At 61.3% G+C, this 25,873-nt stretch carries 27 protein-coding genes; 5 read left to right on the top strand and 22 right to left on the bottom strand.

Annotation, left to right across the window (positions count from 1 at the left end):
- Window position 1 precedes the first annotated feature (1 nt).
- From QX070_RS31585 to QX070_RS31495, 19 genes are all read right to left on the bottom strand, one after another.
- Window positions 2–3,220, bottom strand: coding sequence for a DUF4815 domain-containing protein (locus tag QX070_RS31585; RefSeq protein WP_315741056.1), 3,219 nt, complete (start codon window positions 3,218–3,220; stop codon window positions 2–4).
- Window positions 3,220–3,918, bottom strand: coding sequence for a hypothetical protein (locus QX070_RS31580; protein WP_315741055.1), 699 nt, complete (start codon window positions 3,916–3,918; stop codon window positions 3,220–3,222). Before QX070_RS31580 ends, QX070_RS31585 begins: the two co-directional genes overlap by 1 nt.
- A complete protein-coding gene (locus tag QX070_RS31575) occupies window positions 3,902–4,747 on the bottom strand; it encodes a hypothetical protein (RefSeq protein ID WP_315741054.1) in 846 nt (281 codons plus the stop codon). The genes QX070_RS31580 and QX070_RS31575 overlap by 17 nt, the downstream gene beginning before the upstream one ends.
- Window positions 4,747–5,607 carry a baseplate J/gp47 family protein gene (locus QX070_RS31570; protein WP_315741053.1) on the bottom strand — a complete coding sequence of 287 codons (861 nt, stop codon included), beginning with the start codon at window positions 5,605–5,607 and terminating at the stop codon, window positions 4,747–4,749. Before QX070_RS31570 ends, QX070_RS31575 begins: the two co-directional genes overlap by 1 nt.
- Entirely contained in the window at window positions 5,607–6,020 is a 414-nt protein-coding gene (locus tag QX070_RS31565; protein WP_315741052.1) for a phage baseplate protein, read from the bottom strand. Before QX070_RS31565 ends, QX070_RS31570 begins: the two co-directional genes overlap by 1 nt.
- A gap of 54 nt (window positions 6,021–6,074) precedes the next feature.
- On the bottom strand, window positions 6,075–6,863 hold the full coding sequence (locus QX070_RS31560) for a hypothetical protein (RefSeq protein ID WP_315741051.1): 789 nt from the start codon (window positions 6,861–6,863) through the stop codon (window positions 6,075–6,077).
- A gap of 1 nt (window position 6,864) precedes the next feature.
- Complete coding sequence (locus tag QX070_RS31555; protein WP_315741050.1) at window positions 6,865–7,392, bottom strand: hypothetical protein; 528 nt, start codon at window positions 7,390–7,392, stop codon at window positions 6,865–6,867.
- 1 nt (window position 7,393) lies between these two features.
- The gene (locus QX070_RS31550; protein ID WP_315741049.1) at window positions 7,394–7,747 is read right to left on the bottom strand and encodes a head-tail joining protein; all 354 of its coding nucleotides are present in this window, start codon (window positions 7,745–7,747) and stop codon (window positions 7,394–7,396) included.
- A complete protein-coding gene (locus tag QX070_RS31545) occupies window positions 7,747–8,187 on the bottom strand; it encodes a hypothetical protein (protein ID WP_315741048.1) in 441 nt (146 codons plus the stop codon). Before QX070_RS31545 ends, QX070_RS31550 begins: the two co-directional genes overlap by 1 nt.
- Window positions 8,188–8,190: 3 nt before the next feature.
- Complete coding sequence (locus tag QX070_RS31540) at window positions 8,191–9,249, bottom strand: major capsid protein (protein ID WP_315741047.1); 1,059 nt, start codon at window positions 9,247–9,249, stop codon at window positions 8,191–8,193.
- 39 nt (window positions 9,250–9,288) lie between these two features.
- A complete protein-coding gene (locus QX070_RS31535; protein ID WP_315741046.1) occupies window positions 9,289–9,651 on the bottom strand; it encodes a head decoration protein in 363 nt (120 codons plus the stop codon).
- A gap of 12 nt (window positions 9,652–9,663) precedes the next feature.
- Window positions 9,664–10,980 carry a S49 family peptidase gene (locus QX070_RS31530; protein WP_315741045.1) on the bottom strand — a complete coding sequence of 439 codons (1,317 nt, stop codon included), beginning with the start codon at window positions 10,978–10,980 and terminating at the stop codon, window positions 9,664–9,666.
- Window positions 10,977–12,593, bottom strand: a complete 1,617-nt coding sequence (locus QX070_RS31525; RefSeq protein ID WP_315741044.1) for a phage portal protein — start codon at window positions 12,591–12,593, stop codon at window positions 10,977–10,979. The genes QX070_RS31530 and QX070_RS31525 overlap by 4 nt, the downstream gene beginning before the upstream one ends.
- Window positions 12,593–12,799, bottom strand: a complete 207-nt coding sequence (locus tag QX070_RS31520) for a hypothetical protein (protein ID WP_315741043.1) — start codon at window positions 12,797–12,799, stop codon at window positions 12,593–12,595. Before QX070_RS31520 ends, QX070_RS31525 begins: the two co-directional genes overlap by 1 nt.
- A 324-nt stretch (window positions 12,800–13,123) precedes the next feature.
- Entirely contained in the window at window positions 13,124–14,002 is an 879-nt protein-coding gene (locus QX070_RS31515; RefSeq protein WP_315741042.1) for a hypothetical protein, read from the bottom strand.
- Between the two features lie 252 nt (window positions 14,003–14,254).
- Window positions 14,255–16,228 (bottom strand): phage terminase large subunit family protein, encoded by a 1,974-nt coding sequence (locus tag QX070_RS31510; RefSeq protein WP_315741041.1) that lies wholly within the window; start codon window positions 16,226–16,228, stop codon window positions 14,255–14,257.
- Window positions 16,221–16,406, bottom strand: a complete 186-nt coding sequence (locus tag QX070_RS31505; protein WP_315741040.1) for a hypothetical protein — start codon at window positions 16,404–16,406, stop codon at window positions 16,221–16,223. Before QX070_RS31505 ends, QX070_RS31510 begins: the two co-directional genes overlap by 8 nt.
- Window positions 16,396–16,968, bottom strand: a complete 573-nt coding sequence (locus tag QX070_RS31500) for a terminase small subunit (protein ID WP_315741039.1) — start codon at window positions 16,966–16,968, stop codon at window positions 16,396–16,398. The genes QX070_RS31505 and QX070_RS31500 overlap by 11 nt, the downstream gene beginning before the upstream one ends.
- Before the next feature lie 4 nt (window positions 16,969–16,972).
- Window positions 16,973–17,572, bottom strand: a complete 600-nt coding sequence (locus QX070_RS31495) for a deoxynucleotide monophosphate kinase (protein WP_315741038.1) — start codon at window positions 17,570–17,572, stop codon at window positions 16,973–16,975.
- A gap of 719 nt (window positions 17,573–18,291) precedes the next feature.
- Between QX070_RS31495 and QX070_RS31490 the strand changes: the two genes are divergently transcribed.
- From QX070_RS31490 to QX070_RS31470, 5 genes are all read left to right on the top strand, one after another.
- Window positions 18,292–19,026 carry a hypothetical protein gene (locus QX070_RS31490; protein ID WP_315741037.1) on the top strand — a complete coding sequence of 245 codons (735 nt, stop codon included), beginning with the start codon at window positions 18,292–18,294 and terminating at the stop codon, window positions 19,024–19,026.
- A gap of 3 nt (window positions 19,027–19,029) precedes the next feature.
- The gene (locus QX070_RS31485) at window positions 19,030–19,263 is read left to right on the top strand and encodes a hypothetical protein (protein ID WP_315741036.1); all 234 of its coding nucleotides are present in this window, start codon (window positions 19,030–19,032) and stop codon (window positions 19,261–19,263) included.
- Between the two features lie 16 nt (window positions 19,264–19,279).
- A complete protein-coding gene (locus QX070_RS31480; protein ID WP_315741035.1) occupies window positions 19,280–19,840 on the top strand; it encodes an antirestriction protein ArdA in 561 nt (186 codons plus the stop codon).
- A 340-nt stretch (window positions 19,841–20,180) separates the two neighbouring features.
- Window positions 20,181–20,447 carry a hypothetical protein gene (locus tag QX070_RS31475; RefSeq protein ID WP_315741034.1) on the top strand — a complete coding sequence of 89 codons (267 nt, stop codon included), beginning with the start codon at window positions 20,181–20,183 and terminating at the stop codon, window positions 20,445–20,447.
- A 1,484-nt stretch (window positions 20,448–21,931) separates the two neighbouring features.
- Window positions 21,932–23,545 (top strand): recombinase family protein, encoded by a 1,614-nt coding sequence (locus QX070_RS31470; protein WP_315741033.1) that lies wholly within the window; start codon window positions 21,932–21,934, stop codon window positions 23,543–23,545.
- Window positions 23,546–23,737: 192 nt separating this feature from the next.
- On the opposite strand, the gene QX070_RS31465 is transcribed toward QX070_RS31470, so the two are convergent.
- The 3 genes from QX070_RS31465 to QX070_RS31455 form a co-directional block, all read right to left on the bottom strand.
- Window positions 23,738–24,388 carry a hypothetical protein gene (locus tag QX070_RS31465; RefSeq protein WP_315741032.1) on the bottom strand — a complete coding sequence of 217 codons (651 nt, stop codon included), beginning with the start codon at window positions 24,386–24,388 and terminating at the stop codon, window positions 23,738–23,740.
- A complete protein-coding gene (locus tag QX070_RS31460) occupies window positions 24,388–24,765 on the bottom strand; it encodes a hypothetical protein (RefSeq protein ID WP_315741031.1) in 378 nt (125 codons plus the stop codon). Before QX070_RS31460 ends, QX070_RS31465 begins: the two co-directional genes overlap by 1 nt.
- Before the next feature lie 70 nt (window positions 24,766–24,835).
- Window positions 24,836–25,594, bottom strand: coding sequence for a hypothetical protein (locus QX070_RS31455; RefSeq protein WP_315741030.1), 759 nt, complete (start codon window positions 25,592–25,594; stop codon window positions 24,836–24,838).
- Window positions 25,595–25,873 lie beyond the last annotated feature (279 nt).

Raw genomic sequence — 25,873 nt, 5'->3', positions numbered from 1 at the left:
ATTAGGCCCCCGTGGTGGACTTGACCGCGACTGCGCGGATGTTGCGAGCATTCGAGCGTGCCGCCGGGCCGCCGCCGAGCTTGACGTAAGCCCGCGAGGCCGATATCGAGACGTGGTCGAGCATGTACTGACGCTCCTCCCAGCCATCCCCGAGCGGCGTGGCCTTCTCCAGGGTGAGCGCGTTGGCGGCAGACCACACCGGAAGCCCAGCGTTGACGCCCGTTTGAATCTTGGCCTCGAACGTCGAGTTGCCCGGCAGGTAAACGTCCAGGATCAAACGAATCTTCGAGTCGGTCCCGGCCTCAAAGGCGCGCGTGATGTAGTCGCCGTTCGGCTGGATCGAGCCCGCGACGACTTGCAGGAAAGGCAGCATGAGAGCCGACAGGCTGGACGTGCCCGTGATCCGCATGCGGACCTTCAACGTGCCGGTGATCGAGACCGGAAGTTGGATGTTCACCGCCGGGGCAGTGACGTACTTCGCACCGTCCGGGGCCTCGAACTCGACTTCGATTGCCGTCCCTTCAGGGCGCTCGGCCGCGATCAGCGGCATCAGGTCCGAGCAGTTCACGACATCGACCGTGCCAACCTCGATAGAACGCGCCGCCGGCGCATACTTCGCGCAGCGCAGACGGAAGCCCAGCGAGCGACCCGGCTTCGGCAACCAAGTACGAGAGTCCGAGCCGTCGAGGAAGGTGCCCAGCGGGAACGCGTTGCTGGTTACCCAGCCATTGAGCTGGTCAAAGCCGCCCAGGTCGGCGATAGCGACCGAGTGCGTCGCGTCGTCGGTGAGGAGCGTGATCGCATAGCTGCGATCCTCGCGCAGCGTCACGGGCCGGGCGAACGGCGCATAGGTCCAATCGGACTCGACGCGCGGCGCAACCGAGAGCGGATCGATGACCGTGACGGTGTTCATGTCAATTAGGGACTCGGCGACAACGCGCTCAGTCGGGATGCCCAGCTCGACTTCCCGAATCTGGAGACGCACCGGCTTGCTCCGGTCGCCGACCTTGGTGAACTTGACATCGACGCCGAGCGCTTGGCGCGGCTCGCTCAAGCGGAAGGTCTGCGCGAGCGGGTCGGCGCTGTACCAATAGGTCGTGACGACCGTGCGCTCGTTGTTGATGGTGGTGAGCCACCCATAGGCCGTATAGAGCGCGTCGGCCTTCGAGCCACCCATGCCCTCGAACGCGACGTGCTTCACGCCGACCGGAACACCCGCCGGAATTTGGAATGCCGAGACAACGGTCCCATTGCCATCCGCGCGCACGTTCGGCGGGGTCACGTCGATATCGTCGAACGTGACCTTCTTCAGGACTTCGTTGAAGCCCCACTTGTGGATCGTGAAGCCGACCGAGCGCTGCCGGATGTTCTCCTCCGCAGTCGTGACACTGTTCACGATGCGGTCGGTCGTTTGTGTCGAGGTGCCGATCAGCGGCCCGGCGGCGAAGTTGGTACGCTGCCATGCGACGCGAGACGTGAAGACGGAGGTCCACACGTTCTGCGTATCGGTCCACAGATCGACCGACGGATCGAGCGTGACATCGGTCGGGGGCGGCGCGAACGACGCATAGGGGTTGATCTTGGACTCGCCGGTGATCTGGCGCTGCTCGAATACGTTCTCGGTGGTGAAGTCGAGCGTCGTCGCCGACAGAGGCATGATCGAGACGGTCGGGGTCACCGGCAGCCAAAGCAGACCGCCGAAGATCGCGCCCGTCTGCGGCAGGCCCTGGTCCCGCATATCGTCGTCGAGCAGCGGATCGACGAACACGCCGCGCTTCGAAGACACTTCCTTGCGGTCCACGTCCCGCTGAAGCCGCTCTTCAGCGACCAGCGCGTAGAGATCGCTCACCATCGTTTCGAGGCTGCGCAGATCAGCAAACGGCATACGGATCGTCGCGACCTGTTTCACGGTCGGGACGAGCCCCCAATTGTTGTAGACATCGGCGAGCTTGTGAAGCGTCGGCGCGACCGTGGCGGGCTGCGGCGCGTATAGCGAGCTGATGCCCTTGAGGTAAGAGATCGCGCCCGCCTGATCGACAACGATCGCGTCATAGCGCGGCAGCTTCGTGTCATACTTCACGAAGGCCGTCGTGTCGTCAGCCGCGCCGGTGATATCAAACGAGTCGCGCGTCACGTTGGTCGGAACCGCATTGGTCAGATAGCGATACGTGACCTGATAGGTCGAGCCCGGCGCAACCTCCGCGCCGCTCGGCGACCAGTCAACTGCCGCGCCGGTCAGCTTGTAGTCGGCGGTCGGCGCATAGACGGTCGTGCCCTGCCTGACTTGCCGGATCGAAAGCACGGTCGGGTCGGGCAGCGTGTCCGAAACGCCGGTATAGGTGCCGTGCGTGAGCGTCACGGTCTTCTCGGCGATGATCGTGACTTCCCTCACGGCCGCGATGGGCGCAAACCGGACCTTGATCGTCTGCGTGCCGGAATTGACCGCGTGAGGCTCGTCATCGATCAGCATGATCTCGGGCTCTTCGGTCACGCGCAGGCGAGCGGACGCAGGCCGCGTGCGCTTGTAGCCGTAAACGTTGATCGTTCCTTCCGAGATGGTGAAGGCTTGCTTGCCGGTTTCATCGAGGCCCAGCGCCTTGACGTTGAAGCCCTCAACGACATAGCCGCCGTGCGCTTCCCGGTCATAGCGCGCGAGCAAGTTCGCCCAGGCATCGTCCATGCCCGGCTCGGTCGGCGTGTCGATCGTGCCGTCCTTGATCGTGTAGATCGGGAAGAAGTCGCCCTCCTCGCCGTCGCCCTCATAGCCCCAACGTCCGAGCATGGCGAGCGCGGACGCCCCCGGCTCGCCCTGGGCACGCGTGCCGGGGGCCATACCCTTGAGCGTCGGATCCTGCTCATAGGTCACGGTAAAGGTGCGCAGGCGAATGCCTATGACCACGGTTCCGATGGCCGAGATCGTGATGTTGCGCGCTTCGATGTCATGAACAGCGCCGCGAATGTAGACCTTGGCTGCCGCCAAGCGAGCCTCGACCGTGCCGTTGGTGATCGGCCCGAGCACGATCGCGCCGCCGCTCACGAGCGAACCGTCGCGCCAGAAGGCATCCGCAATACCCTTCACGCGGTTCGCCTCAATGTCCTGAATGACATTGATCTCGTTGCTGGTCAGGAAGCGGTCATAGTGAGCCGCAAGACGCTGGTAACCCTTCGCCCGATCGAAGGTGTTGATGTAGGTCGGGAGTTGGTCGCGAGCGTCTGCCATTAGATCACCAAGACGTAAGAGAAGCCCTGCCGAGAACTCGGGGACCGAGGGATACCGGCGAAGCGGTCGAGCAGAAGCAAGTATCCGGGTTCGGCCACTTCTTCGGGAGTCAAGTACAGTTGCCCTTCGGGCACTCCCGCCGCGCGCACGCTATCGACGAAGATGCCCACTTCGCGGATCGTCTCGGTAGCAGCTTCGAGGAAATCGAACTGCGTGGCGACGTACAGGTAGCGCGTGGCGGTGCTCGATACGGACCAACGCTCGCCGCCGGGCGTGTAGAGGTTGCCGTTCGGGTCGGGCGTAACGAACTCAACGGCGGAAGCCGCGCGGCGTCCGACCTCCCCGGTCAGGGCAACGTCGCTCGCGCTCAAGGGCGGGGTGCCGTAGACGGCCTGCGCTTGGACGGTCGCTCCCGAGGGGATCGCGCCGCCGTTGACGCGCGTCACAGCACCGCTGTTCGGATCGAACAGGTAGTCAGCGGGCGATTGATAGGTCTGAGCGCTGCCTGCGTTGTTCACCACGACCGAGGCAACGGGCGCGTGATCGAGCGTGAACTTCTCGGGTGAGCCCGCGAACGTCTTGTTTTTCACGTCGGTCGCACCCCACCACGACGCCCCGCGTCCCCAGGCGAAGAACATCGGGCGAGCTTTGAGGGCGGCGGCCAGACCGGCGCGACCGCTATTAACCAGAAGTGCCATCAGGGCCTCCGTAAATGATGAAGGGTTCAAAGTTCCAGGATTGGCCCCAACGGGCGCTGGGCCACGGCATGAAGACAGTGTCGGCGAGATTGATCGTCTCGCCGGACAGCGCCGCCTGGATCGAGACAACGGACGGTTCGAGGACTTCGCCGTCGAGCTGCGAGCGGTCGAGAACGAAGCCCTCTTCGAAGCGCGCGGTCCCGGAGACCAGGCCGTCCGAGCTGCTCGAGATTTGCGCTCCGAAATAGATCTCCTCGCCGTGGAGGCGGCCGAACGAAAGCTTCGGCCCGATGCCCTCCAGATAGACGCCGGACCAATCGTCGAGCAGCGCGCCGTCAAGGGGCATCATGTCGAGCCGCATCGGGCGGATGTCATAGCCGCCATAAACGCGTCCCAGGACGCTTGCAGCGCCCTTAGAGAGGTCTGCAAGGCCGATCAGGTTGAGGAGCGTCTTCAGCTCGGGCTCGCCGTCTAGGCCGATCTGGAACAGCCCAAAGCGAACGTCGGCATGCGTGCCGCGTTCATGCACGCCATTGAGGGCAAGCCACTCGAAGATGATTTGGAACGCCTCCAGGCGGCCCCGGACGGTCTGCCAACGCTTCCCCTCCTTGTAGAGGCGTTGGTGTTCGTCCATAAACGCAGCCGCGTCTTCGAGCCCCCAATGGCGCAGCAGCCACGGCAGCACGTCGTCCGGGATCACGTCGCGATAGCGAATATCCGCGATCTCTTGGACGATCGCCGCATACCGAGAGCGTGCGTCTGCCGTCCGAATAGCGACCAGATCGAGCGGCGTGGAGTTGCGTGGCGCGAGATCGGCAAGATCGGTCATCAGTATGCCCGACCCATGTAATTGAGCTTGATGGTGCCGAGCGCCACGGCCTCATTCGACGCGGTCACCACAACGCTGTTGGGTGCTGGGGAGACCAGCGACACACGCTTGACGCCGATCGTCCGCAGCGCGGCAATTGCGAAGTCGGATGTGAAGTCCCAGCCCAAGCGACGCTCGGCCGCGAACTCGGCGACCAGCGCCGCTTGTGAGGCGGCCATGGTCGTGTCCATCGTGGCTTCCGGCAGCAGCCAAATGTCGGCCTCGACGTTGACCGTGCGGATCACCGCGCGGACGACCGTGATATGGTCGTTGTCACCACGAACGCTCGGCTGATTGAGTGCAGCGCTCACCGTCGCGAGCAGATCATCGCTCGCCACGCCCCCGTTGTCCTTCGAGAGGATCGAGACGATCACGCCGCCCTTGGCATCGCCTGCAACGCCCACGTCATCGACGCGCGGCGGATCGGAGGCGAACGTATAGCGCTTATACCAGTTGTCGGTGAAGCCGCCCTGCCCCTTCTTCGTCTCCCGAAGGCGGCGGCGCAGATCTTCAAGCGTCTCACCATCGGCCCGCGTGAGGTTCCAATCGGAAGCCAGTGCAATCAAATCCGCGCCCTGGGCGAAGTCGGTCAGCGTGGCGCGGAAGGTGTCGTTCATGGCCGAGACCATGAGCAGATCGCCATAAGCTGCGTGACGGCAGAAGCGGTTGAGTGGATCGGACCGCAGCATGTGCGTGTCCCAATCGAAACCAACATCGGCGAGCAGGCCGCGTAGTTGAGCGAGGCGGTTGTTGAACAGCGTCTCGAACTCGGGCTCGCGCTCGATGACTGGCAAAGGGATGTTCGGGAGCGGAGCGTCCATTACACGTAGCTCCCCACGATAACGTTGTTCGCGACCACGACGCGCCCCTGAGCGTCGCGCGCTTCCGAGTAGTCGCCAAGGTGGCCGCGCGGGTAATAGATGCCGTCGATGTCGAACGTCGCGTTGCCTTGGTCCGTCATGTCGGAGAGCGTCATTTGAATGATGCGAAAGCGCGGCTCTTCAGCCATGAGCGCTTCGGGGTTGATGCGATTGATGGCGTCGGGCACGGCCGCATAGAACTCGATGACGGTCACCTGAGACACGGCACGATCCACAAGGCGCGGCATCTTCGAGCCGAAGTCACGGGCCATCACGAGCGATCCGATGGTGGTCCCGAGAATGGTCGCGATCGATTGCCAGACATCGTCGATGCCTTCCAACTTCTCGCCCGTGGTGAGATTGATCGTCGCCATGAAGCGCACCGTGACACGTCGGCGCGCTGCTCGACAGTCCGTTCCGATCGCCTACTAGCCGACCTTTGCGAAGGTCTGCTTCGCCGGTCCGGCTTCGGTGACAACCTTTTCTTCCGGCATATCGTTCTTGTCCTCAAGACCGAGGTAAGTCTTGCCGATGGTCTTGAAGGCGGTGGCCGTGTGCAGCGACTGCTTCGTCTTGGACTCGAACTTATCGTCGGCCTCGACCACGACGTTCTTCGCCTTCAGCGTGATCGTGCCATCCTTCATGACGATTTTACAGCCCGAGCCTTCGAGAGTGATCGATCCCTTGTCTTCGATGCCCTTGATCAGCCAATCGCCGGTGTTGCGGTCATAGGAGATTTCGCCGAGGATCTCGCTGTCATCGCCTTCCTGGCCGTCCCCGCCGCCATCTTGGCCGCCCTCACCGCCCTCCCCGTCGTTGCTCTTGGGCTTCTGGAAAATCTTGCGCCAGACACCCGCCTTGTCCGTCGTTTCCTTCTCGTCTTCCTGCTCGGTGTATTGCCCGGCGGGCATGACATAGGCGGTCGCAAGCTCACCGCCTTCGGCCAAGAGCGCGACCTTCTCGCCCTTTTCGAGGTAATGCGTTTCGCGGTCGCCCTTTGCGCGGCCTCCAGTCGCCGGAAGCCAATCGGTCAGGATGTAGTTGTCTTCGTCGTTCTCGTCGCCGATCTCGATCCGGTAGGAAGGCGGGCTCCGCTTGTAGTCAACTTCCTTCACGCGGCCGAACTTCACCACGTCCTGGGCGCGACGGTCGATGTCCGTCGCCTCCGGGTCCGAGACGCCGCCGGTGTAGGCTGGATCGCGCAGGAACTTGACCATGTCACTCCCCGCGCAGGAACGCTTCGAGCGCGTCCGGGTCGTTGGCGCTCGCCCGAGCGCGCCAGTTGGTGCGATACTTGATGTTCCAGACGAGACCGATCGCGCCGATCGGGCGCTTCACCTGCTCGGTCACCACGTCGATGTCGGACTCAATGAGCCTGATCTGCGCCGACTCGAAACCTGGGATCATGAAGCCGTCGATCGCCGCTTCGATCTCTTCGGCCATATCATCGAGCGCGTCGTCCACCTCGCTCCCGGCGAGCAACATCGCTTCGGTGACAAGCGTGAGATTGCGCTCGACATGAGTGGCGTCGCCCTCCACGCCGTAATCTTGCGGTTTGCCCGTCTCCTCCATGCGCGCATAAACAAGGATGGCAGGCCCGTCCTCGTTCAGCTCTTCTTCGCTGATTGGCGCAAGGCGGCTTTTGTAGACACGCGACTGAGCACGCGTGCGGAAGCTGCCGTCTGGCAGACTGTTCTTCAGCCGGTCAACGAACGACGCGCGAATGAGCTTGCGGGGATGCGCCATGTCAGTCGTTTGCCATGAGCAACAGCAGCGTCATGCCGGTGCCATCCGGCCGTTTGTCCTCGATCCGGTATTCCTGATCCTTGATGGTCAGGGCCTCGCCTTTCCGGCCGCCCCTGAGCAGATCGGACGTGCGACATAGGAACGTTGGGCCGGTGGACGTGATGCTCGCGCCCATCTGCGCCTGGAACTCCGTTCCGCTCCAGCGGTTCGGGTTCCAGTTGCTTCCTTCGTCGTCGAAGAGACCGGGGATCGGCTTCGGCTCGGCACCGTTGGCGCGCGAGACATACATCGCCTCAACCCCGAACTCGCCGGGGTTGAGGAAGATGAGCAGATCGTTGTCGGTCTCGACGGGCATCAGACGCCCGCGTCGCGCAACGCCAGCGCTGCGTCGATGTCAACGTCCGAGATGCCAAAGCCGACGATGTCCTCGACCGCCTTCTGCTTCGGCTTGCCCGCGCGAGCGCCGGACTTCCAAAAGTCCTTCTTCTCGTCGAGCAGATCGAGCGCGTGCATGATCTCGGCCACGCGATTGCTGGCGCCGTCCGCCTGTTGAGTGGGAGGGGCATCAACGGCGGACGGCGCGTCGCCGGGGGCACCACCGGCGGTCTCGGTGCCAGGGAAGTCGCTGGCAACGTCGGCGACGGTCGCCGGTTCGGCGGCGGCCTGTTCCGGCGCAAGCCGGACGCGGGACGGCCCGAGAGCCTTCGCGTCAAGCTCGCTGAAGTCGTGGATCGTGCCGGGGGGATGGTAAATCCCCCCGCGCTTGATCGTCACCAAACCCTCGTAGAGCGGCATGGCTTAGAGCACCTTCGCGCCGAGCGTGCCGTTCACGCGGTACGGCGCGATCAGCGGGGCCGACTGACCCAGGATGTAGCGAACGCTCGGGTCCTCCTCCTCCCAGGACTTCACGAAGAAGGCACGGGGCTGAATGCCCGCCTTTAGGTCCCGGATCGCGCCGTAGTGCCGGACGCCCTCGATCTCACGCGAGGCCATCACGATCTCACCAGCCGGAAGCACGTCCTTCTCCAGGCCATCGAGCGGGTCGATGTACTTGTCGGAGTGCACCCACAGGCGGTAATCGCCGAACACGCCGACAAGCCGGATGCCGGGCATGATCAGGATCGGACCCAGCTCGGCGCGCGCGGCCGAAATGGTTTCCTTGGTGTTATCGATCTGAAGACGCAACGCCTTGCCCACAGCATCGGTGTCCGGCGCGGCCATCTTCGCGCGGATGACCTTCCACACGTCGGCGGCCATGATCACGTCACGGCAGGTCAGGCCGGACTCGATGAAGATGTCCTGACCCCACTGCTCGATGTCGTCGAGCGGGTTCACCGCCGCGTTGCTCCACCGATCGTTGCCGGTGAGGACGACGGTTGCTCCGGCGGCGCGGCCGAAGTCCACCTCCTCGCGGGGATAGTCGTCGCCTTCGAGAATCAGCTTGCCGGTGCGGAGCACTTCGGCGGCCATGATTTCCTGGCGACGCGTCCACATGTCGAGCTGTTCCGACAGCGCGAAGGCGATCGAGGCTTGCAGGCGCTGTTCGGGCGTGAGGCTGCCGCCGATCTTCTCACCGGCGCGGCGCTTGAACTGCTTGTTCGGATCGAAGACGCGCTTGTCCTTCACGTAGGCCGGGGCGATCGAGGCAGTCTTGTAGCCCTGCTCGCGGATCACCTTGCCAGCCACGATCGGGGAGACCAACGGCGTGATCAGACGCCGACCCTTCACCTTGTCGAACTTGACATCCTCCGTGTCCGAGGTCTCGACAGTGGTGAAGAAGGTGTTGAGGAAGAAGAACGCCGAAAGCGGCAGCTCCTCCACAACGCGGTTGAGAGCGGTAGTCGAAAAGAGGTTCATAGTGGGGCTTCCCGTTGAGATGCTTCGTTGGAGTCTCGGTTAGCCCATCGGCTTCACGAGCCAGATCGACTTCGTGCGGAAGACCGCATCAATCGATCCGAGGGTGTGGCCTGCGCCCAGCACGAGCGCGTCCTGATCGAACTCACCGGCGATGAACACGATGGTTTCGACGTCCTTCGTGGTCGCATCGACCGCCTCGGACAGGATCGCATCCGGCACTTCGGAGCCATCGTTCGCTGCCTTCAGCGATTTGATGTACTTGCCATTGGCGGTGATCTTGCCGAGCACGGTCGCTTCCGCGAGCACACCCGCACCGGCCGGGATGGTGACCTTGCGGGCGCGCCAATGACCGAGCGCCCAGGTCTTCTGGATGAACGTGCCTTCGTCCTGATACTTCGCCACTGTTGCGGCTCCTTAGTTAGCGGTCGCGGCCTTGAAGGACGCGAGAATTGCGTTGACGGCGGCATCGTCGCCCGTCGCGGACTCGGTGGCACCGGCGGGCGACACGTCGGCATTCGCCTTGGTGTCTTCCTTGATGTCAGCGGCGCGCGTGGTGCGCTTGGCCTTTTCAGCGGCCACGATGATCGCCGAAAACTCATGAGCCGAAGAGCCCGTTTCGATAGCCTTCTGGGCTTCGGCCTCGTACCCCGGCAGCGTGAGACCCATGATGTCGGTCACGCGCTTGCGCTCGGCAGCGCGTGCATCGGTAGCCGCGTCCACGGTCTCGACAGTCGTGGTTGCGGCAGTCTGCGTGGTCGCTGCCGAAGCAGCGGCGGCAGCCGCAGCGGCGGCGGCTTCAGCTTCGGCCGCCAACTGCTCAGGGGTCTTGTCCATAGTCTCACTCTCCATTTGGCCGGTGGCGGCCGGGTTGAATCCGAAGGATGCCTTCGGGCTATCGCCGCGAGCGAGGCTCGCGAGAACCTGTTCGAACGTCGCGATGCCATCGGCCATTCCGGCGGAAACAGCCGCCTGACCAATCAGGACATCGCCCTGGCCGAAATGTTCGAGGACGTGATCGACGCTCTTGCCGCGATACTTCGCGACCGTCTCGACGAACACGGCAGCCATGGAGTCCACACGCGCCTGGACGCGGTCGCGGCCTTCCTTGGTGTTGAGATCGACGCGCTTGTATGGGGACTGCGACGACACGAACTCATAGGTCTTGATGCCGCGCGCCGCGTCCTGGCCGGACGTGTCCCGGTAGCCCGAGACGACGCCCAGCGATCCAACGCTCGCGGTCGGCCCGACGAAGAACTCGTCTGCCGCAACGGCCGTCCAAAGCGCTGCGGAGGCCGCCTGATCGCCTGCGTAGGCCACGATGGGCTTGCGGCCCCTGATGTCGTGGATCGCGCTGGCAAGCTCCGCAACGCCCGCCGCCTCGCCTCCGGGTGAATGGATGTTGAGCAGGATCGCGCGCACCGAGGCATTGTCCATCGCGGTCTGAAGATCGCGCCGGACGGTCTCGTATGCGGTCGCGCCGCAGAAAGTCGTCATCAGGTTCGCGCGCTTGAACAGCGGGCCGGTCACGTCGATGATCGCGACACCGTCGCGAACCGTCGCGCGCTCGGCTCGCGCCAGCTCTTGCGCGCGGTAGGCTTCGAGCATCTGCGGATCGAGGCGATCTTGCCGCGCAGCGATCTCCATCATCTGACGCAGTGCTGCTTCGTCGATCGCCCAATTGGCGGTCAGCGCAGCATCGAAGATCAGCGGATTGCGGACGTTGATGGTCATTTCTCGGCCTTCTTCGGCTTCTTCGGTTCGTCGGTGGGCTGCTCGCTCACGTCTTCCTTGACTTGCGAGCCCATGCCGGACGGCGCGAGGATTTCGGGTTCGAGCTTCGCGGCGGCGCGGGCTGCGTGTTCCTTGGCCCGCTGCGCGGTGGTCTGCTCGAAGTCGTCGCCGCCGCGCTCGATGATGACGGCCTCGACGGTGCGAGCACCGAGGTTCACGGCTTCAGTCTCGGCCTTCCATTCCTTGAGTGGGTCGAGGATGATCCGAGCCGGGCCGATCCACTGCGCACCGAGCCACGCCGCGCGCTTGACCGGGTCCTCGAAGAAGCCGGGCGCGGTGATCAGACCGGCGTTGATCGCGTCGGTCATGAACCACTCGTAAACGGGGTCGCAGAAGTTGCGGACAAGCCACGTCCGGCGGTCGCGGAAGAACATGGCGGCCATCTCCAGGGCCGCACGCGAAGCGCTGTAGCTCGCCGTGAAATGCAGCATGAGCATTTCGAATGGGATCGAGAGTGCGACGCCGATCTGCCGCACGACGGACGTGAAGAACGGATCGAAGTTGGCGGTGTTCGCGGGCTGAGCGGTCTCGATGCTCTCGTTGGTCCCGATGTCAACGACCGTGCCCGGCCCCATCGTGACTTCGCCGGGGCCGAAGAAGTCGGCGCTGGTTGGATGCTGCCCCGGCGCAACGGCGGGTGCCAGGCCATCGTCCCCATCGGTCTTCAGGAAGACCGTGAAGAACGACGACACGACCGCTTTCATCAGCTCGGCGTCGGTGAAGCGGTCGAGCTGCTTCAGAAGCTCGATGACCGGCGCGAGCTGCGGAATCCCACGATGCAGGCCGGGGCGAAGGCGCTCGAAGATATGCAACACCATCTGCTCGCCGGACTTCGCGCCGAACGCAGGAATCTCGCGATAGTTGGTGATCGTATAGTTCGGATTTTCGCCCGGATGGTCGTCGAGTACGTAGTAACTCACCGGCGCTCCGTCGTCGTCGATCTTGACGCCGTCGCGCACGTAGTAATCGCCCTGCCTATCGGTTGGGGTCGCGACGCGGTCGGCCTCGACCACATTTAGCGCGAGTGGGACGATCGCGTTCGGCCGCTTCGGCGTCCGACGCAGGACGAACGTGTCGCCCGACTCGAACACGCTGTTGAAGACCAGCGACTGAAGTTCGTAAAAGTTCTGCGCGAGCGAGATGTCGCAGAGCTTGGACTGAGCCCATAGGTCGAACAGGGTCTCGGTCTTGCGCTCCCACTTATCAGCAGCCTCCGGGCTGAGCCCGAGCAGATCGTGCTTGATCTTCGAGCGGGCGCGGAGCCCCGAGCCGACGATGTTCGCCCGCGAGGTGGAGCGCGCGCCGGTGGCGATGGGGTTGTTGCGGTTGAGGTCACGCGAACGGCTGCGCAGCGCGGGGAGATCGCCGATCGAGTCGCCATCTGCCGAGCCGCCGTGCGGGCGCCACGCCTTCAGGGCCGCCCGGTTGCCTCTGGCACCAGCGTACTGGCCTGCAAGGTTCAAGGCGATCCGCGTCTGGTAGCGCCGCGTGGCGTAGGCAGGTGCGACGCTCGCCAGAAGGCGATCGGTAAACGATGGGGCGGCGAGCTTCATCACAGCGGGATCACCCGCTGAACCTTGATGCCGCCCGCCTTTGCCCGAGCCGCCTGCTTTTCGAGGCGCTGGGCACGCTGATCGAGCTGCCGCAGGTCGGCCCGCCACAGCTCACGATCCTTGATCGTGTAACGCTGACCGTTCTGCTCGACCGTGCTAATCGAGTTCAGGGTCTCTTCAAGCTGCTCTTCGACGCTCTTTGCCATGCCCCGAAGCTAAAGGACACGACAGCACGCGAAGAGATCGTTTGGGTATCTGTTTGCAAGGAGCACTCAGACCTTGCTATCGCCGACACATGCCCGCGCTGGGGCCTTAGCCCTTCAGCCGACTCGAAGAGTCCAATGGGACGCTTCAAAAAAAAGACGGCCAAGTGTGGCCGTCTCAGTCGAACTCCGTCTTCTTCAGCTCTTACCGGTGATGGCAGGTCCGGGTCGGCTTCCGGGTGACGTGGCAGGCATCGTGGCAGGACTTGGTGAGGCTGCGCATGGAGGAGTTCTCCTGAAGCCACCTCCGTTGGTGGCAGACAAGATCTAGGTATTGGCCTGGCAGCCGCTACTTCCAGGTAGTAACGTTTTCGTGGGCCGCGCTCCAATTGAGAGGTATTCGGTTATTGTAGACGCGATTCCTGCCGGAGGCTGCGCCATCTTATTATCTTGTACTGTGATTTCGACCTTGCCGGACCATTTGCCTATCTCATCTTCCGTGAAGCACTCGATACCCCAGAGCATAATGTACTTTCCCGCGTTGTCTGAGACCTCGAAGAACTTTTGAATCTCTTCTGGCTTCCATCTCTGAACGATTTTTCCGTCGGTTTTCCAAGAGTCTAAGTTCTGAACATGCTCCCGCTCGACCCATGCAACTTTGTCGTTGGCGTCCAAACCCGTAACGGTGATTGTGAAATCAACCTTCTTGCCCACGGAATACACGTTGCCGATGACCGCCCCCAAGAAGAGCACAAAGTCTTCGTTGCCGGTGATTTCGTATGGGTCTGTTTTGGGATTCAGAGCATGCGGCACTCGCTTTGAGCGAGGGCCTTCAGCATTTTGGTTTTCAACCTTCTTGAAGTTCTCGATCCGCGGTACTTCACAACGGCGCGGCTCTCCAACGGCCAAGAGCGAGATCAAGTAAACAGCAAACCCGCCTGTACCCGCAACAACGAGTCTCCCTAGCGACCCTTGAGCTGAGATGGCTCCAGTGAACGCCCCGGCTGCCACTCCAGAAAATAGTGGCATAATGAACTTTAGAAGGGTCCACCTATCGCAAGAGTTGTCGGGCGCAAAGAAGGCTACTATCAATAAGACGAATGCTGCTGCTGCGAATACTGCCCCGAAGATGAGCCAATATTTCGTCTGGGTGTTTGGAGGACCAAGATTTAGTCCCGAAGGTGAGCCGCCTGTTTCTGAAGACATGACCCGCTCTCAAAAACGAAATTAATAACTTTGTACTGCAACCAGCAAACTCTAACGATATCGCATCGAAAGATGTTTGCAATAACTTTCCATCTGACGTTGCAAGTCCGCTAGTTCGGCGGGCCGCGTATCGGTTCGCAATCGAGATGCCGAAGGTCGCGCATCAGGGCGGCTTCGAGTCATCCGACTCTGCGGAGCCGCTGCGAGCGTCCCGAAACTCTCTGGGACACTTCCATCTTCCGGATGGCACAATTAGGATTCAACGCCGCGGCTCCGCACGCGGCGCCTCGGCGCAGAATGACTCCACGCCCTGATGCCCTCCTCCCGCTGGTCGCGGTCCGGCTCCACAGGTACGCTCACCCTAGTTTGCACCGGAGGTGCATTCAGCACATGGGCAGCCGCCGCCCGCAGCGCCATCAGCCGGCGCTCCATGTTGATGCCAAGGGAGAGCCGCGCCGCGATGTTGTAGACGCGCAGGTCGAGCGGTTCGTTGCGTTGCTGGACCTTGTGCCACTCCTTGACAGTGAAACCCTTCTTGTCGGTCTTCAGAACCGCCTTCTCGGCCGTCAGACCGTCGAAATACTTCTTGTCATAGTGCTCGGCCAGCGGGAAATGGCAGTATCCCGGCCCCGGGTCTTTGATTTCGAGCCGCTTGTAGTGCATGTCCTTCGCCTGATCGACGCCCAGGACAAAGATCGTCACATTCTTAGCCTTGTTCACCGTGCCTTTGACCGGCCATATCGGGCGGCCGGGACCGCTCATGCCCTTGATCGCATACACGCGACGGACCATTCGGGTCCGGACGAAGTTGTAGACGTGCTGCGTGAAGTGACCGCCCGAGTCGATGCAGGATGCCTCGACACGCATCTCAACACCCGCCGGGTGCTGGAATGTCCGAAGCAACGCGTTATCAATCACCTCCCAAAAGCCGGGCGTGTTTGGCACGCCGTAGTGGACCTTGTAATCCAGCGACCATGACTCGTCGTCGGCTCCCCAGCCGCACCACTCGATCTCGGCGCGGTCGTCTTGGATATCGACCGACGCGGTGATCGTCCCAACACCAAACGGCAGCACGACAGCCGCGTCATACTCCTCGCGGCGGCCATGGATGCTGTCCGGGTTCGCGCGCTCCCCACGCTCTTCCCAAGTCTCGGCAAGCCGGGTATTGACCCAGGTCTTCAGCCGCTCGGGATGCTTGCGCACGAGCACGAAGTCGCGCGCCATCTCGCCCAGGGCGCGCCACGGCGAGGCGATACGGTTGAGGTGGAAGCCCGCGTGTCCCTTTACGTCCGGTCGCGTCGCGATCCAGACGCCGCGCGAGATCGCCTTCAGCCGCTCGGCTTCGCTCCACGCGCGGTCGCACAGCTCGCCGGTCTGAGGGTCCATGTATTCGCAGTGATAGCGCGCCTCCATCGGCTTGCTGTCCGGCCAGCGGACTTGCTTCCACTGCAAATGCTGCATGTGGCCGCACTCCGGGCACGGCACGAAGAAGCGCCGCTGATCGCTTTCCTCATAAGACGCCTCGATACGCGACGCGCCCTTGATCGTCGGGGTCGAGACCAGCGCGATCTTGCGATTCCAGAACGTCGTGGTGCGCTCGATTGCCAGCGAGACGGGATCGCCTTCTTTACCGGCGCTCGCCTCATAGCGATCGACTTCGTCGCAGAGCAGTATGCGGATCGGTCGCGACGCGAGCGACGCAGGCGAGTTTGCACCCGCCATCGTGATATGGCCGCCCGCATACTTCTTGTGGAGGATCGTGTCTTCGGAGTCGCGCGCCGCGTTGCCGAGCTTCGCAGATAGCTCAGGCATGTCGCGGATCATCGGCGCGAGACGATCCTTCGAGTATGCCTCTGCCATCTGCAACGTCGGTTGCAGGATGAGCATCGGGCACGGATCGAGGTGGACGTGATACCCCGCGACGTTATTGATGACTTCCGTCTTCACCGTCTGAGCCGCGACCATACAAGTGATGATCTCGGTCTCAGGATCTGCGAATGCGTCCATGATGCCGCGCGACGGCTCGACGCGGGCCGTGGACCATTTGCCCGGCTCAGATGAAGCCTCCGGAGAGAGCACGCGGTATTCGTCCGCCCATTCCGAAACGGTTAGGTCCGGCGGCGGACTGAAGCTTTGTGCAATGATCTGGCGCACCTGGGCGCGAAGCCGCGTCTCATACGCGGGATCGGCTCCATACTCGGCCAGGACTGCGATAGCTTCAGGCATCGGGCTTGCGCTTGTACTCAAAGCAACGCTGGCGCGCGTCCGTGCGCTCGCCGCAATGGATCGACTCCGCGCGCTTGCAGACTCCGATCCAGTCGTCCTGCTTTTCCCAGCCGGTGCACACCTCGCAACTGTTCGGCGGCCACCGCATCCAAGAAGGTTTGAACTCGCTACTCGCCATCTGCGGTCACTTCCGGTTCGTCCTGGGGCTCGGCATGCGGCTCTTCCTCGATCGGCGCGTCGGCGTAGGACTTAATTTCGTTGAGGGCTTCGAGGATCAGGCGCTCGACTTCGTTCACGAGCGTCTTCGTCCCTTCGGGCGAGCCAACTTCAAGCTGGATCGCAGGCCGTAGCTTCGACGGTATGCCGAGCAAGCGAGCCCGCGCGTTCGCGATCTCGTTGCTGAGCACCTTCACGACCATGTCGATCGGCCGGACAAGGCCCATCTCTTGGGCCAACTCCAACTCGGATAGCTTCGCCTTGGCGATCTCGTTGCGAAGCCGCGCCTTGTCCATGGTGATGTCGTCGCCGCCATCGTTCACGGTCGCGGCTGTCTTGGCCTTCGCCTCGCCGCGCGCTCGCGCGAGAAGCCACTTCACGCACTCGGCGGTGTCATACTCGAACTGCTTTCCACGGCTGCCCTGCGACTTCACCGGCATGCCGTCCTCCGTCCATGAGCTGATGGTCGGAAGCGAGTAGCCCAGGATGTCCGCCAGCTCTTGGCGGTTGACGATTGTGCCCATGGCGCTACCGCACCGGCTGCAACTGCATCGGTGGCGAGCCGGGCTCGACGTTTTTGGCGATCAGGTCGCGGACCACGATATCGATCAGGCGAAAGGTCGAGGCGAGATCGCCGTCATAATTCAACAGGCAGCGGTCCGACTTCACGTCGGCCTGGGCGCGCTCGGTGCGGTGATCTTGCGGCATCTGGCCTGGACGGATCACCTCCAGAACCATGCCGCCTTTCTGGCCGATCCAAACGCCCTCGTTGGCGTGGCGGACATCCTCGACCACGACACGCGTAGGGCTCTCGAACAGAAGCTTGTCGGCCTCCGTGTCGATCCAGAAGTCTTCGCCCATATAGTCGCGACCCGAGCCGCCCAGCCACTCCATGGCCTCGCGGGGCGACTTGCCCCCGAGCCAATCGGTGCGCGTTTCCTTCAGATCACCCTCAACCAGGCGCTCGGTGGTCCGGTGGTCGCAACCCCGGTAGGCCAGATAGGCGCGCAGCATCTCCTTCAGTGCGCCAGCGAACCGGCCACGCACGAAGCCGTGGTGCTCGATTAGATACCGAGCCACCGTGGTCTTGCCGGACCCGATCAGCCCCTTGATGCCGACAATGATCATTCGCTCGATTGCTCCGTTGGGGCCATACGGTCTCCCACCGGATCATTTCTTTCGAGGTTACTTTGGTATCCTTCGAGATCTACGCAACGTCCAACGGACCATTTTTCATTTTATCCGCCGTAAACTCGCAAGAATACCTATTCGGCACACGCAAAAGTAGGCTCCCCGAAAAGGGTATCCCAGGAACAACAATCGCCTTTTGAAAATTCGCACCTAGAAATGTGTCGAGGTCGCGCGTCACCCGCCCCCTGGGGCCTCCTGGAAGGACCCAAAAGGCGATTTCTGCCCTAAAGCGACAACTTTCTTCTCTAATGTGTCCATTACGCAGAATACATCTACTGTCCGAAGATCAACACGGCTGTTCAGGCTTCAATTCACGGTTGCAGCATTGGGGCAGCCGGAGGGCGCCCCGCGCTTCGCCACGCGCCGCTTCGCGTAATGATATCAATGTGTTGTGTGCGCTCTGCGCGCGGGCTTTTGCGCCTCGCGCGCTACGGTCACGCGCTGGTCACTTACCAAACAAAGCGCTGATTAAGACATTGAAATAACGAGACTATCACCACGCCATGCCCATTCGGGGCGTTGTAGCGCCTTCCTAAGCGCCGTGCCTCGCCCTACCCATCCGTTTTGTCCGTCGTTCTCGCTTGATTGTCCGCCGCATTTTGCGGCCTATGACGGACAACGGCGGGACGGCTCGCCAAACAAACGGACGGCAAACCATGGCATTCAACGACGGCCTCTTGAACGAATACCGAAGAATGCGCCTCGCTTATCCGCACCGCGAATGCTCTTTCGCGCTGCATTGGGCGCGCCTCAACGTTGCCAGCGGCAAAGCATGGGGTATCCGCTATCCCTCTTTCATCCCCGCCGCGACCATTGGCGCGCCGTTCAAAGTCGGCGGGGATATGTGCCGATGGGTTGAGTGTCCCGAGCAATACGGACTCCGCATTGTCGGCTTTGCTGACAACATCGCGCCGCGCTCCGTCGGTCATACGGGATGGTTTCTTGATGACGAAGGCATGGGCGAAAAGGCGCGCGGCGTTGTGTTCCGCCTGCCCTCCCGCAACGGCCGCACGCTCTTAGTGGCTGGCATCGCGGACCCGTACAACAATGGTCCGGCCATTGTGTCGTTTGAATCGACAGACGACGAAACCACGGCCGCGATTTGGGCTGATCATTTGGCGGACTGTTACGCCTCTGCCGAACGCGACTATCAGCGCGTCACTGGCGCACGCGCTCGTTATGACGAATTGGCGGACCATATCAGCGGCGAGCGTAAGCAATGCCTCGCTTTGATCGCAGAACTAAAGCCCCGTATGCGCTCGTTTGGTCCCGCAACGTGCAAGGCGTTGCGCGGCGCGGTTGCTGATTTGCTCGAAAGCATTGGGCAAGCCCGGCAAGAGCGGGCGGACATTTCCGACGCGTTCGACTCGCATCCGGCATGGGAAGCCTAAGCCATGCCCAGCACTCGCTTTAACGTCACGGTCCGCCGCCTTTCCACGGGCACAGACTTTCACGTCTCACTTTTCGCAAACGACGCGGAAAAGGCATGCGAGCGCGCGACGGAGCGCGCGCGCCTCGCCTGCAAGCTGACACGCGAAAAGATTGCGGAACTACACGGCAAGGGAATCGCGGTGTTCCGCGTCGTCTCTTGCGAGGTTTCGCCTGATCAATCCCGCCCGATTTTCTGAACTAAGGACTCCGAAAATGCGATTCTATGCCGCTTGCCTCTCCTCCTATAACAACGGCCGTTTGCACGGCGTTTGGGTTGATGCGTCGGACGATATCGACGCAATGCAGGACGCAATCAACGCCATGTTGCGCGCCTCGCCTTTCCCTAACATCAAGGTAAAGCATCCCGAAACAGGCGATTTCGTTCCTAGCGCTGAAGAATGGGCGATTCATGATCATGAGGGATTCGGCAAGTTAGAGGAGTACACCGGACTCGCCGAGATCGCCGAAATCTTCGCAATTAATGAGATTGCTGAAGAACACGACATTCCGCTTGCCGTTCTCCGCGAGGCAATGAACGACGCGAACGCGGACGACGCGGCTGATTTCATCTCGGACCGCTATCGCGGCAAATACGATACGTGGCGCGACTTCGCAGAGCAGTTCACGGAAGAAACCCAAGACATGCGCGCCATTCCGGAATGGCTGCAAGCGCATATCGATTGGGACAGCATCGCGCGCGAATTTGAAATGTGCGGCGATTTCAGCGGCTACCGCCACGATGGCGGGGACCTGTACATTTTCTGGAACCACTAATTAGGAGCGCGGATCATGGCAAAGCACAACCCGACTCCGAACGTTGGAACCTCTTACGGCGCGCCTTGCGGCCGTAGCTCGGATCATTTGAGCGGCTTGTTAGTCACTGACCAGGACTCCCGCTTCACCTTGCAGCGCGTCCGCCTTGACAGCGGCGGATATGACAGCGGCGGGGCTTATTGGGGACACGGACAACCGCTGTTTTGGTGGTCCGTCACGCTCATTGAGGAGGGTTGCCGGGACGAAGACGCAAGCGGCTTTATGCGCGCTTCGGACCGTGACTCCGCAAAGGCAAGAATCCGCGCCTTGCATCCCGCCGCTCGCTTCTATCGGTGACGCCATGGTGACATTCCGGATTAATGGTGCAGGCTTTAAAGGCTGCACCGTACCCGCCAAGGAAGCCGGATTGGTCGGCTTCTATGACGCGGGAGTCCCATACCGCCCCGATAACGACGCGGTCCGCGCTGCTCTGCCGTTTCGTTGGCGGAAGGCGTTCGATCGTGCGGGTGGTGCATGGTGGTTCGATGGTGACAGCGCCCATGTCTGCATTCGAGACGGACACGGCCGCAACCTAACGATCATTTACGCGCATGGCGCGAAAGGCTGAACCATGGGACTGTCACACCGCAAGCTTTGCGAGCACGCGCGCGAGAAATGGGACGCGGCGTCTAAGGCGCTCTGCGATTGGGCCATTGCGAACGGCTACGGCAACGTTCGCCGCTCGGATTTAGAGACTGCCCTAGCCAATGAGCCGGAAGGCTTGCGGCTGCTATCGGCTGACACCCAGACGAGCGCGGCACTTCGGAAAGCTGAAGACGACGCGGTGTCAGCCGGTCACGCGTGGCGCGGAACGTTCGGCATGATCTTTTGGTACTCGCCTAGCGAAGTCCGAAGGTTTGCCGCAAGCCAGCGCAAACACGGCTAGCACGATCCTCAATCCTCTTAACAGCGGGTAGCGCAAGCTTACCCGCCTTAATGCGTTGGGACGGCCGCACGGCGCGGCCTAGTCGAGAGTATACCGGAATGAAGCTTCTCGTTTGGGCGCGGCATTGGTCGCGCTCGCCTGTCCCGCCTATGCGGCACCGTCCGAAGATATCGCGACCACGTTTTGCGTTTGGGGAAAGCCTGCTGTCCTGTTGTCCCGCATGCCAGCGGCTCGCGCGGGACATGACGCGCTCTTAGTCCGCCGTCCGAACGAACAAGCCCCGTTCTTTGTCATGCTTAAACGCGGACTCCCGCTATCAGCCGCATGCAGGATCTAGCTAGCGCATAGGAAGAACGGCCGCGCCTCGATTGTGCGGCCGTTTCGCTATGCGCTTAGGGCGCGATCGATAGGAGGGAATCAGCCGATGACGCGCGGCCATAGCGGCGCGCGCTACGGTCCGCCGCGCGGTTTGCGGCGCGATCGAACGCGCGCGCGTGTTCACAAGGCTGTGACAAGGCGTCGCACCATGGCGACTAATCAGCAACCGCTAGGGCGCTGTGACGTGGTCCCACGCGCTTTTTGCGGCCACGGTCAGGAAGCGATTAGGAGGCCGCTGACGCGTGCTCCGTGGCGTGGTCGTTGTAGTAACGGCCGCGTGTCGGGACCGCGCTAGGCGGCGCGCGCTGGCGCGGCGCGCAGGCTTCAAACCCCCCATCGTCGGGCTGCCCTTTTCACGCGAAGCACGATTATTCCCCACCGATCCGAGCCTAATAAAATTGCCGGGCATGTGCCAGCGAGCAAAGTTGCCGGATCGAGGAGTCGGCAAAATCGATTTCCCGGGAAGCACACGCGAAAAAATTTTTTCCCGCGTAAGAACTTTTAGCGTAGGCCCGGAGGGCCGCGCCACGCCCCCCCTCTCTACGCTTTACAAACTCCCAAAGCTCAACTTGCGGCGAAACGTAGGTCGGGCATGCTGACGCACACGGGCGCAATTCGTGCTGCGCCGACCCGCAAACCAAAGGGGATACAATAGGCGCTTAAGAACGCTTTGACTAATATTCCCCGTCGCTCTGCCGACGCTATGGTTCTTGGCTGCCTGAGTTCTTGGCTGTGCTCAGAGCTTTACCGAGTGCGCGGGGTGAAATCGCTGCAGCGGGAGGAATGTCATGGCGAATGCGCTCATCGTCCACAAGGAACACCTGCCCCAATCGCAAAGGATGCATCGGGCGGCGCAATACGTCCGTATGTCGACGGACTATCAGCAATACTCAATCGAAAATCAGGCGGTGGTCATCGCAACCTATGCCGAGCTTCATGGCCTCAAGATCGTCCGCACCTATCGAGACGCGGGTGAAAGCGGCCTCAAGATAGAGAATAGGGCTGGCCTGAGTGAGCTGATTGAAGACGTAGAGTCCGGCCGCACTGACTTCGGCCATTTGCTGATTTTCGACGTGAGCCGCTGGGGACGCTTTCAGGACATTGACGAGAGTGCGCATTACGAGTTCGTTTGTCGACGTGCAGGCATCAAAGTCGTCTATTGCGCCGAGCAATTTGACAACGACGGAAGTCTGCTTTCGAGCATCGTGAAGAATATCAAAAGAGTCATGGCGGCGGAGTTTAGCCGAGAGTTGTCAGCCAAGGTGTTTGCAGGGGCTTCACGCCTCGCAGGTCTCGGCTTCAAAATGGGCGGTCCACCACCTTATGGTCTTGAGCGCCGCGTTTTTGACGACAAATGTGAGCCCAAAGGCGTCCTCAAACGAGGCCAACGGAAGTTTTTGATTACTGACCGCGTTAGACTAGGTCCAGCACGCGATCAAGCCGACGTCGTGAAATGGATCTTCAACGAGTACGTTCAACACAAGTCGCAAGCGGAAGTGACGCGAGAGCTGAACCGGCGTGGCATTCCTTCAAACCGAGGAGGACCTTGGGCAAAAAGCACCGTGAGCGTGCTCCTTCGAAACGAAGCTTACATCGGCACCTTCATCTACAATCGTGACACCGAGAAGCTGGGCACGAAGCGGAGCCGAAACCCAAAGGAAAACTGGATCAGGAGCGAGGGCGCCATCGAGCCCGTCGTCGAACGAGACGTTTTCCTGCGCGCAAAGAAGATCATGGAGGAACGTAAGATCAATATCTCGGAGGAAGAGATGCTCGTTCGCCTCCGAAAGTTTCTGGCGAAGAATGCCAAACTAACTGCGGAAATAATCGACGCGGCCCGTGGCCTTCCGTCCGTCTCCGCGTACCTACTTCACTTTGGGACCCTAAAGAATGTATATCGACTAATTGGATACACAGGCAATCAACACTACTGGGACAAGCTCGAAGAACATAAGAGGTGGGCCAGTTTGCATCTCGAAAATGCCGCCCGTCTCCGCGATGACTTTGAGAAGCGACGGATACGCTCGACTCTCGATCCAGCTTCGGAATGTTTGCGGATCGATGACGGGATGAACATCAGCTTCCGAATAGCGAAGTGGCGCAAATACCAAGGTCGTCCAGTGCGTTGGACAATAATGCGTCGCGTACGGTGGCCAAGGGGTTGGGTCATTGCGCTCAGGTTGGGTGAACACAACAAGTCGATCCTCGACTATTTATTGATGCCCTCGACTGCGATACCGAATGTTCGCCGCTTGTTTTGGCTTTCCGAGGAGTCACGGGCTGCTCACAAAATAGAACGGTTTGAGACATTCGAGGAGCTTTCGCGATCGCTCGTCAGACGCGTGGGCCTCGGCAGCAAAGGGAACCGCCAAGCAAAGGGGGCGCCCTCTCGCGAGCGATGACATCACCGACGCATATGCACATGAGGACACGACTCTAACAGGAAGAACCATGCTGGGTAAATGAGGTCGCCCTTGGGTCAAGAGCGGCCTTCCGGCAGTCGGACTGCCTATTTCCGGTTGCCCACCAAAAACGGACATCACGGATGCCGATCGAAGGGTCCGAGGTGGACAGGAGCCGCACACGACCGTCCCCTACCGCTTCGATGCGCCGAGGATTGCGCGGAAGAAGTGCTGCGGGAAGCGTGCCTGGACAACGCCGGACACGGTGCCCCTGAAGTCCCACACCTTCGCGATCTTCGCTTCGTTCTGGAGCACGGCCAGGGTCTGGAGCGGCTTCTTCGCGCTCCCCTTGCGGCGGACGACGAACACCTTGCCGTCCTTGCCCTTCACCTGGAACGTTTTCTTCTTCTGCCCATCCATGCGCTTCAACTGGCGACGCACCACCGTATGGATGGGTGCGCTCCCGATCGAGCCGTAAGGCTTGATCAGGATGCCGCCGGTGGCGAGGCGTCCGGTCGATGGGTCTCGCCTGCTGCGGACCGACAGCTTGCTGTCCGGTTGCTTGTCCGCTTTCGCGCCGACGACATGGCGTTCCATGTACTTGTCGATCGAGCCGACGACGGCGGTGAGCTTGTTGCCGTTCGCAGGCCGGATGCGGATGCCCGTGAGAATCCAGTTGCGCCGAAGCACGAAGAGGCCGGGCACTTCAGCCCTCAAAGCGGCCTGGGCATCCTTCGCGGTGAACGTGAGCGCCTTCGCCGTTGCCGTGTTGACGCTGCTCACGCGCAACTGCTCGATGCGCTTGCGCCACTCCGCGTCGTCGAGCTTCAGCGTGAGTTGCATCAGAGATGGTCCCGCACGATCTGCTCGACCATGTCGGCCATCTCTTCGGGGGTGTCGGCCTTCAGCGTGACGATGGTGAAGCCGAGCGCGATCAGCTTCTTGTGCCGATCCTTCTGCGCCTTCGAGCGCGACCCGGTGGGTGTCTTCAGCTCGATCGAGAGCAAACGACCGCCGAACATGTAGACCCGAACGTCGGCCTCACCGGCGGTCATCCCGGTGATCTTGGCCTCCATGCGCTCGCGACGGCTGCGCTTGGCCCGGTTCATGTCGCCGGCGCATGTGAAGGGCAAGCCACGGTCCTCCATGTCGTGGAGGCGGGCAATGACAGCGGCCTGATAGCGCCACTCGGGGATGGTGTTGACGACGCGAGTTTCCATGCTCGCATGGTGCTGCGGATCACCGCCGCGTAAGAGACTGATCCGATAGCCTCAGAGTTGCTAGCTCAACTCACGGTTCTATGGCTAGCGGCGTCTGTTCGCAAAGCAGCCCAGTAATCCAACAAAGGGGACTCCGGGTCTGTTTTGCGGCTGCGACGCTGATAGACGTGATCTCATCCCATCGGTGAAATTCGATCCGATTGCTCACGGCATCGCGAACAAGTGCGCCCCGGTCAAAGCTGCGCAAGAAAACCTCTAGCTTTGGCGTTGGCTGCCCCTTAAACGTGAAGAGGTATGGATCATCCAACCTCGTTAGATCGAAATTGGCATCGACCGAACCATACAGAAACATTCCTATCAAAACTACTGGACCCACCTTGATCGTCTCTGTCAGCGGCCCTTTGAACGGCTCCTCAAATACAATCATGTTGGCGTAGACCGTCCAGATTTTGGACCAAATGAACAGAACCGCAACGAATGTGTTCATAGCTGCAAAATAGTTCAGCGGCCATTTCGCAGCGTTCAGCCAAGAGAGTGCATACAACGCGACAAAGAAGAAACCGACCCAAGTAGACCACGCTTTCCAGTTCGTCTTGGAAGACGTTTCCTTCCTCTTGAACCAAGTCCAATCTGTGTAAGCGTACACGAAGAAGAGCGCAGCTGGCATCCACAGAGCGCTGTTAGTGATGTAGTCGGTTGTTGATAGAAATGCCTGAAACTGGCGGCCGACGCTCCAAAAATATCCGTACTCGTGAACCCAAGACATCGCGAAAATGAAGACGCCTATCGACGCGACAACCGCAGCAAAATGTTCTAAGAAATCCTTCATGGCCCCGCACCCGCATGCCGCCTCAGCGGACCCCTCGAAATGGGATAGTCGATCCTCGGAGCCTTGGCTTGAGGTCGGGATGGCCAAGAAGATCCAGCATTCTTAAAACGGATGAATGAGCGAGGGGCGATGAGATGCTCGGACCGAGAATTATTCGATCTGTGATCTTCGAGAGTGAAAGATCATCAGCGGTTAGACCCGGTATCGGCGAGATCTTCAGTTTGAGCTTTGGCTCAACGCCGCGAGGTCCGATGAAATAGTGAAACATCGGCTGCAATT

Origin of the sequence: Bradyrhizobium sp. SZCCHNR1093, assembly GCF_032381175.1 — a bacterium.
Lineage (GTDB): Bacteria > Pseudomonadota > Alphaproteobacteria > Rhizobiales > Xanthobacteraceae > Bradyrhizobium.
This window is presented reverse-complemented; position numbering and strand designations above follow the sequence as displayed.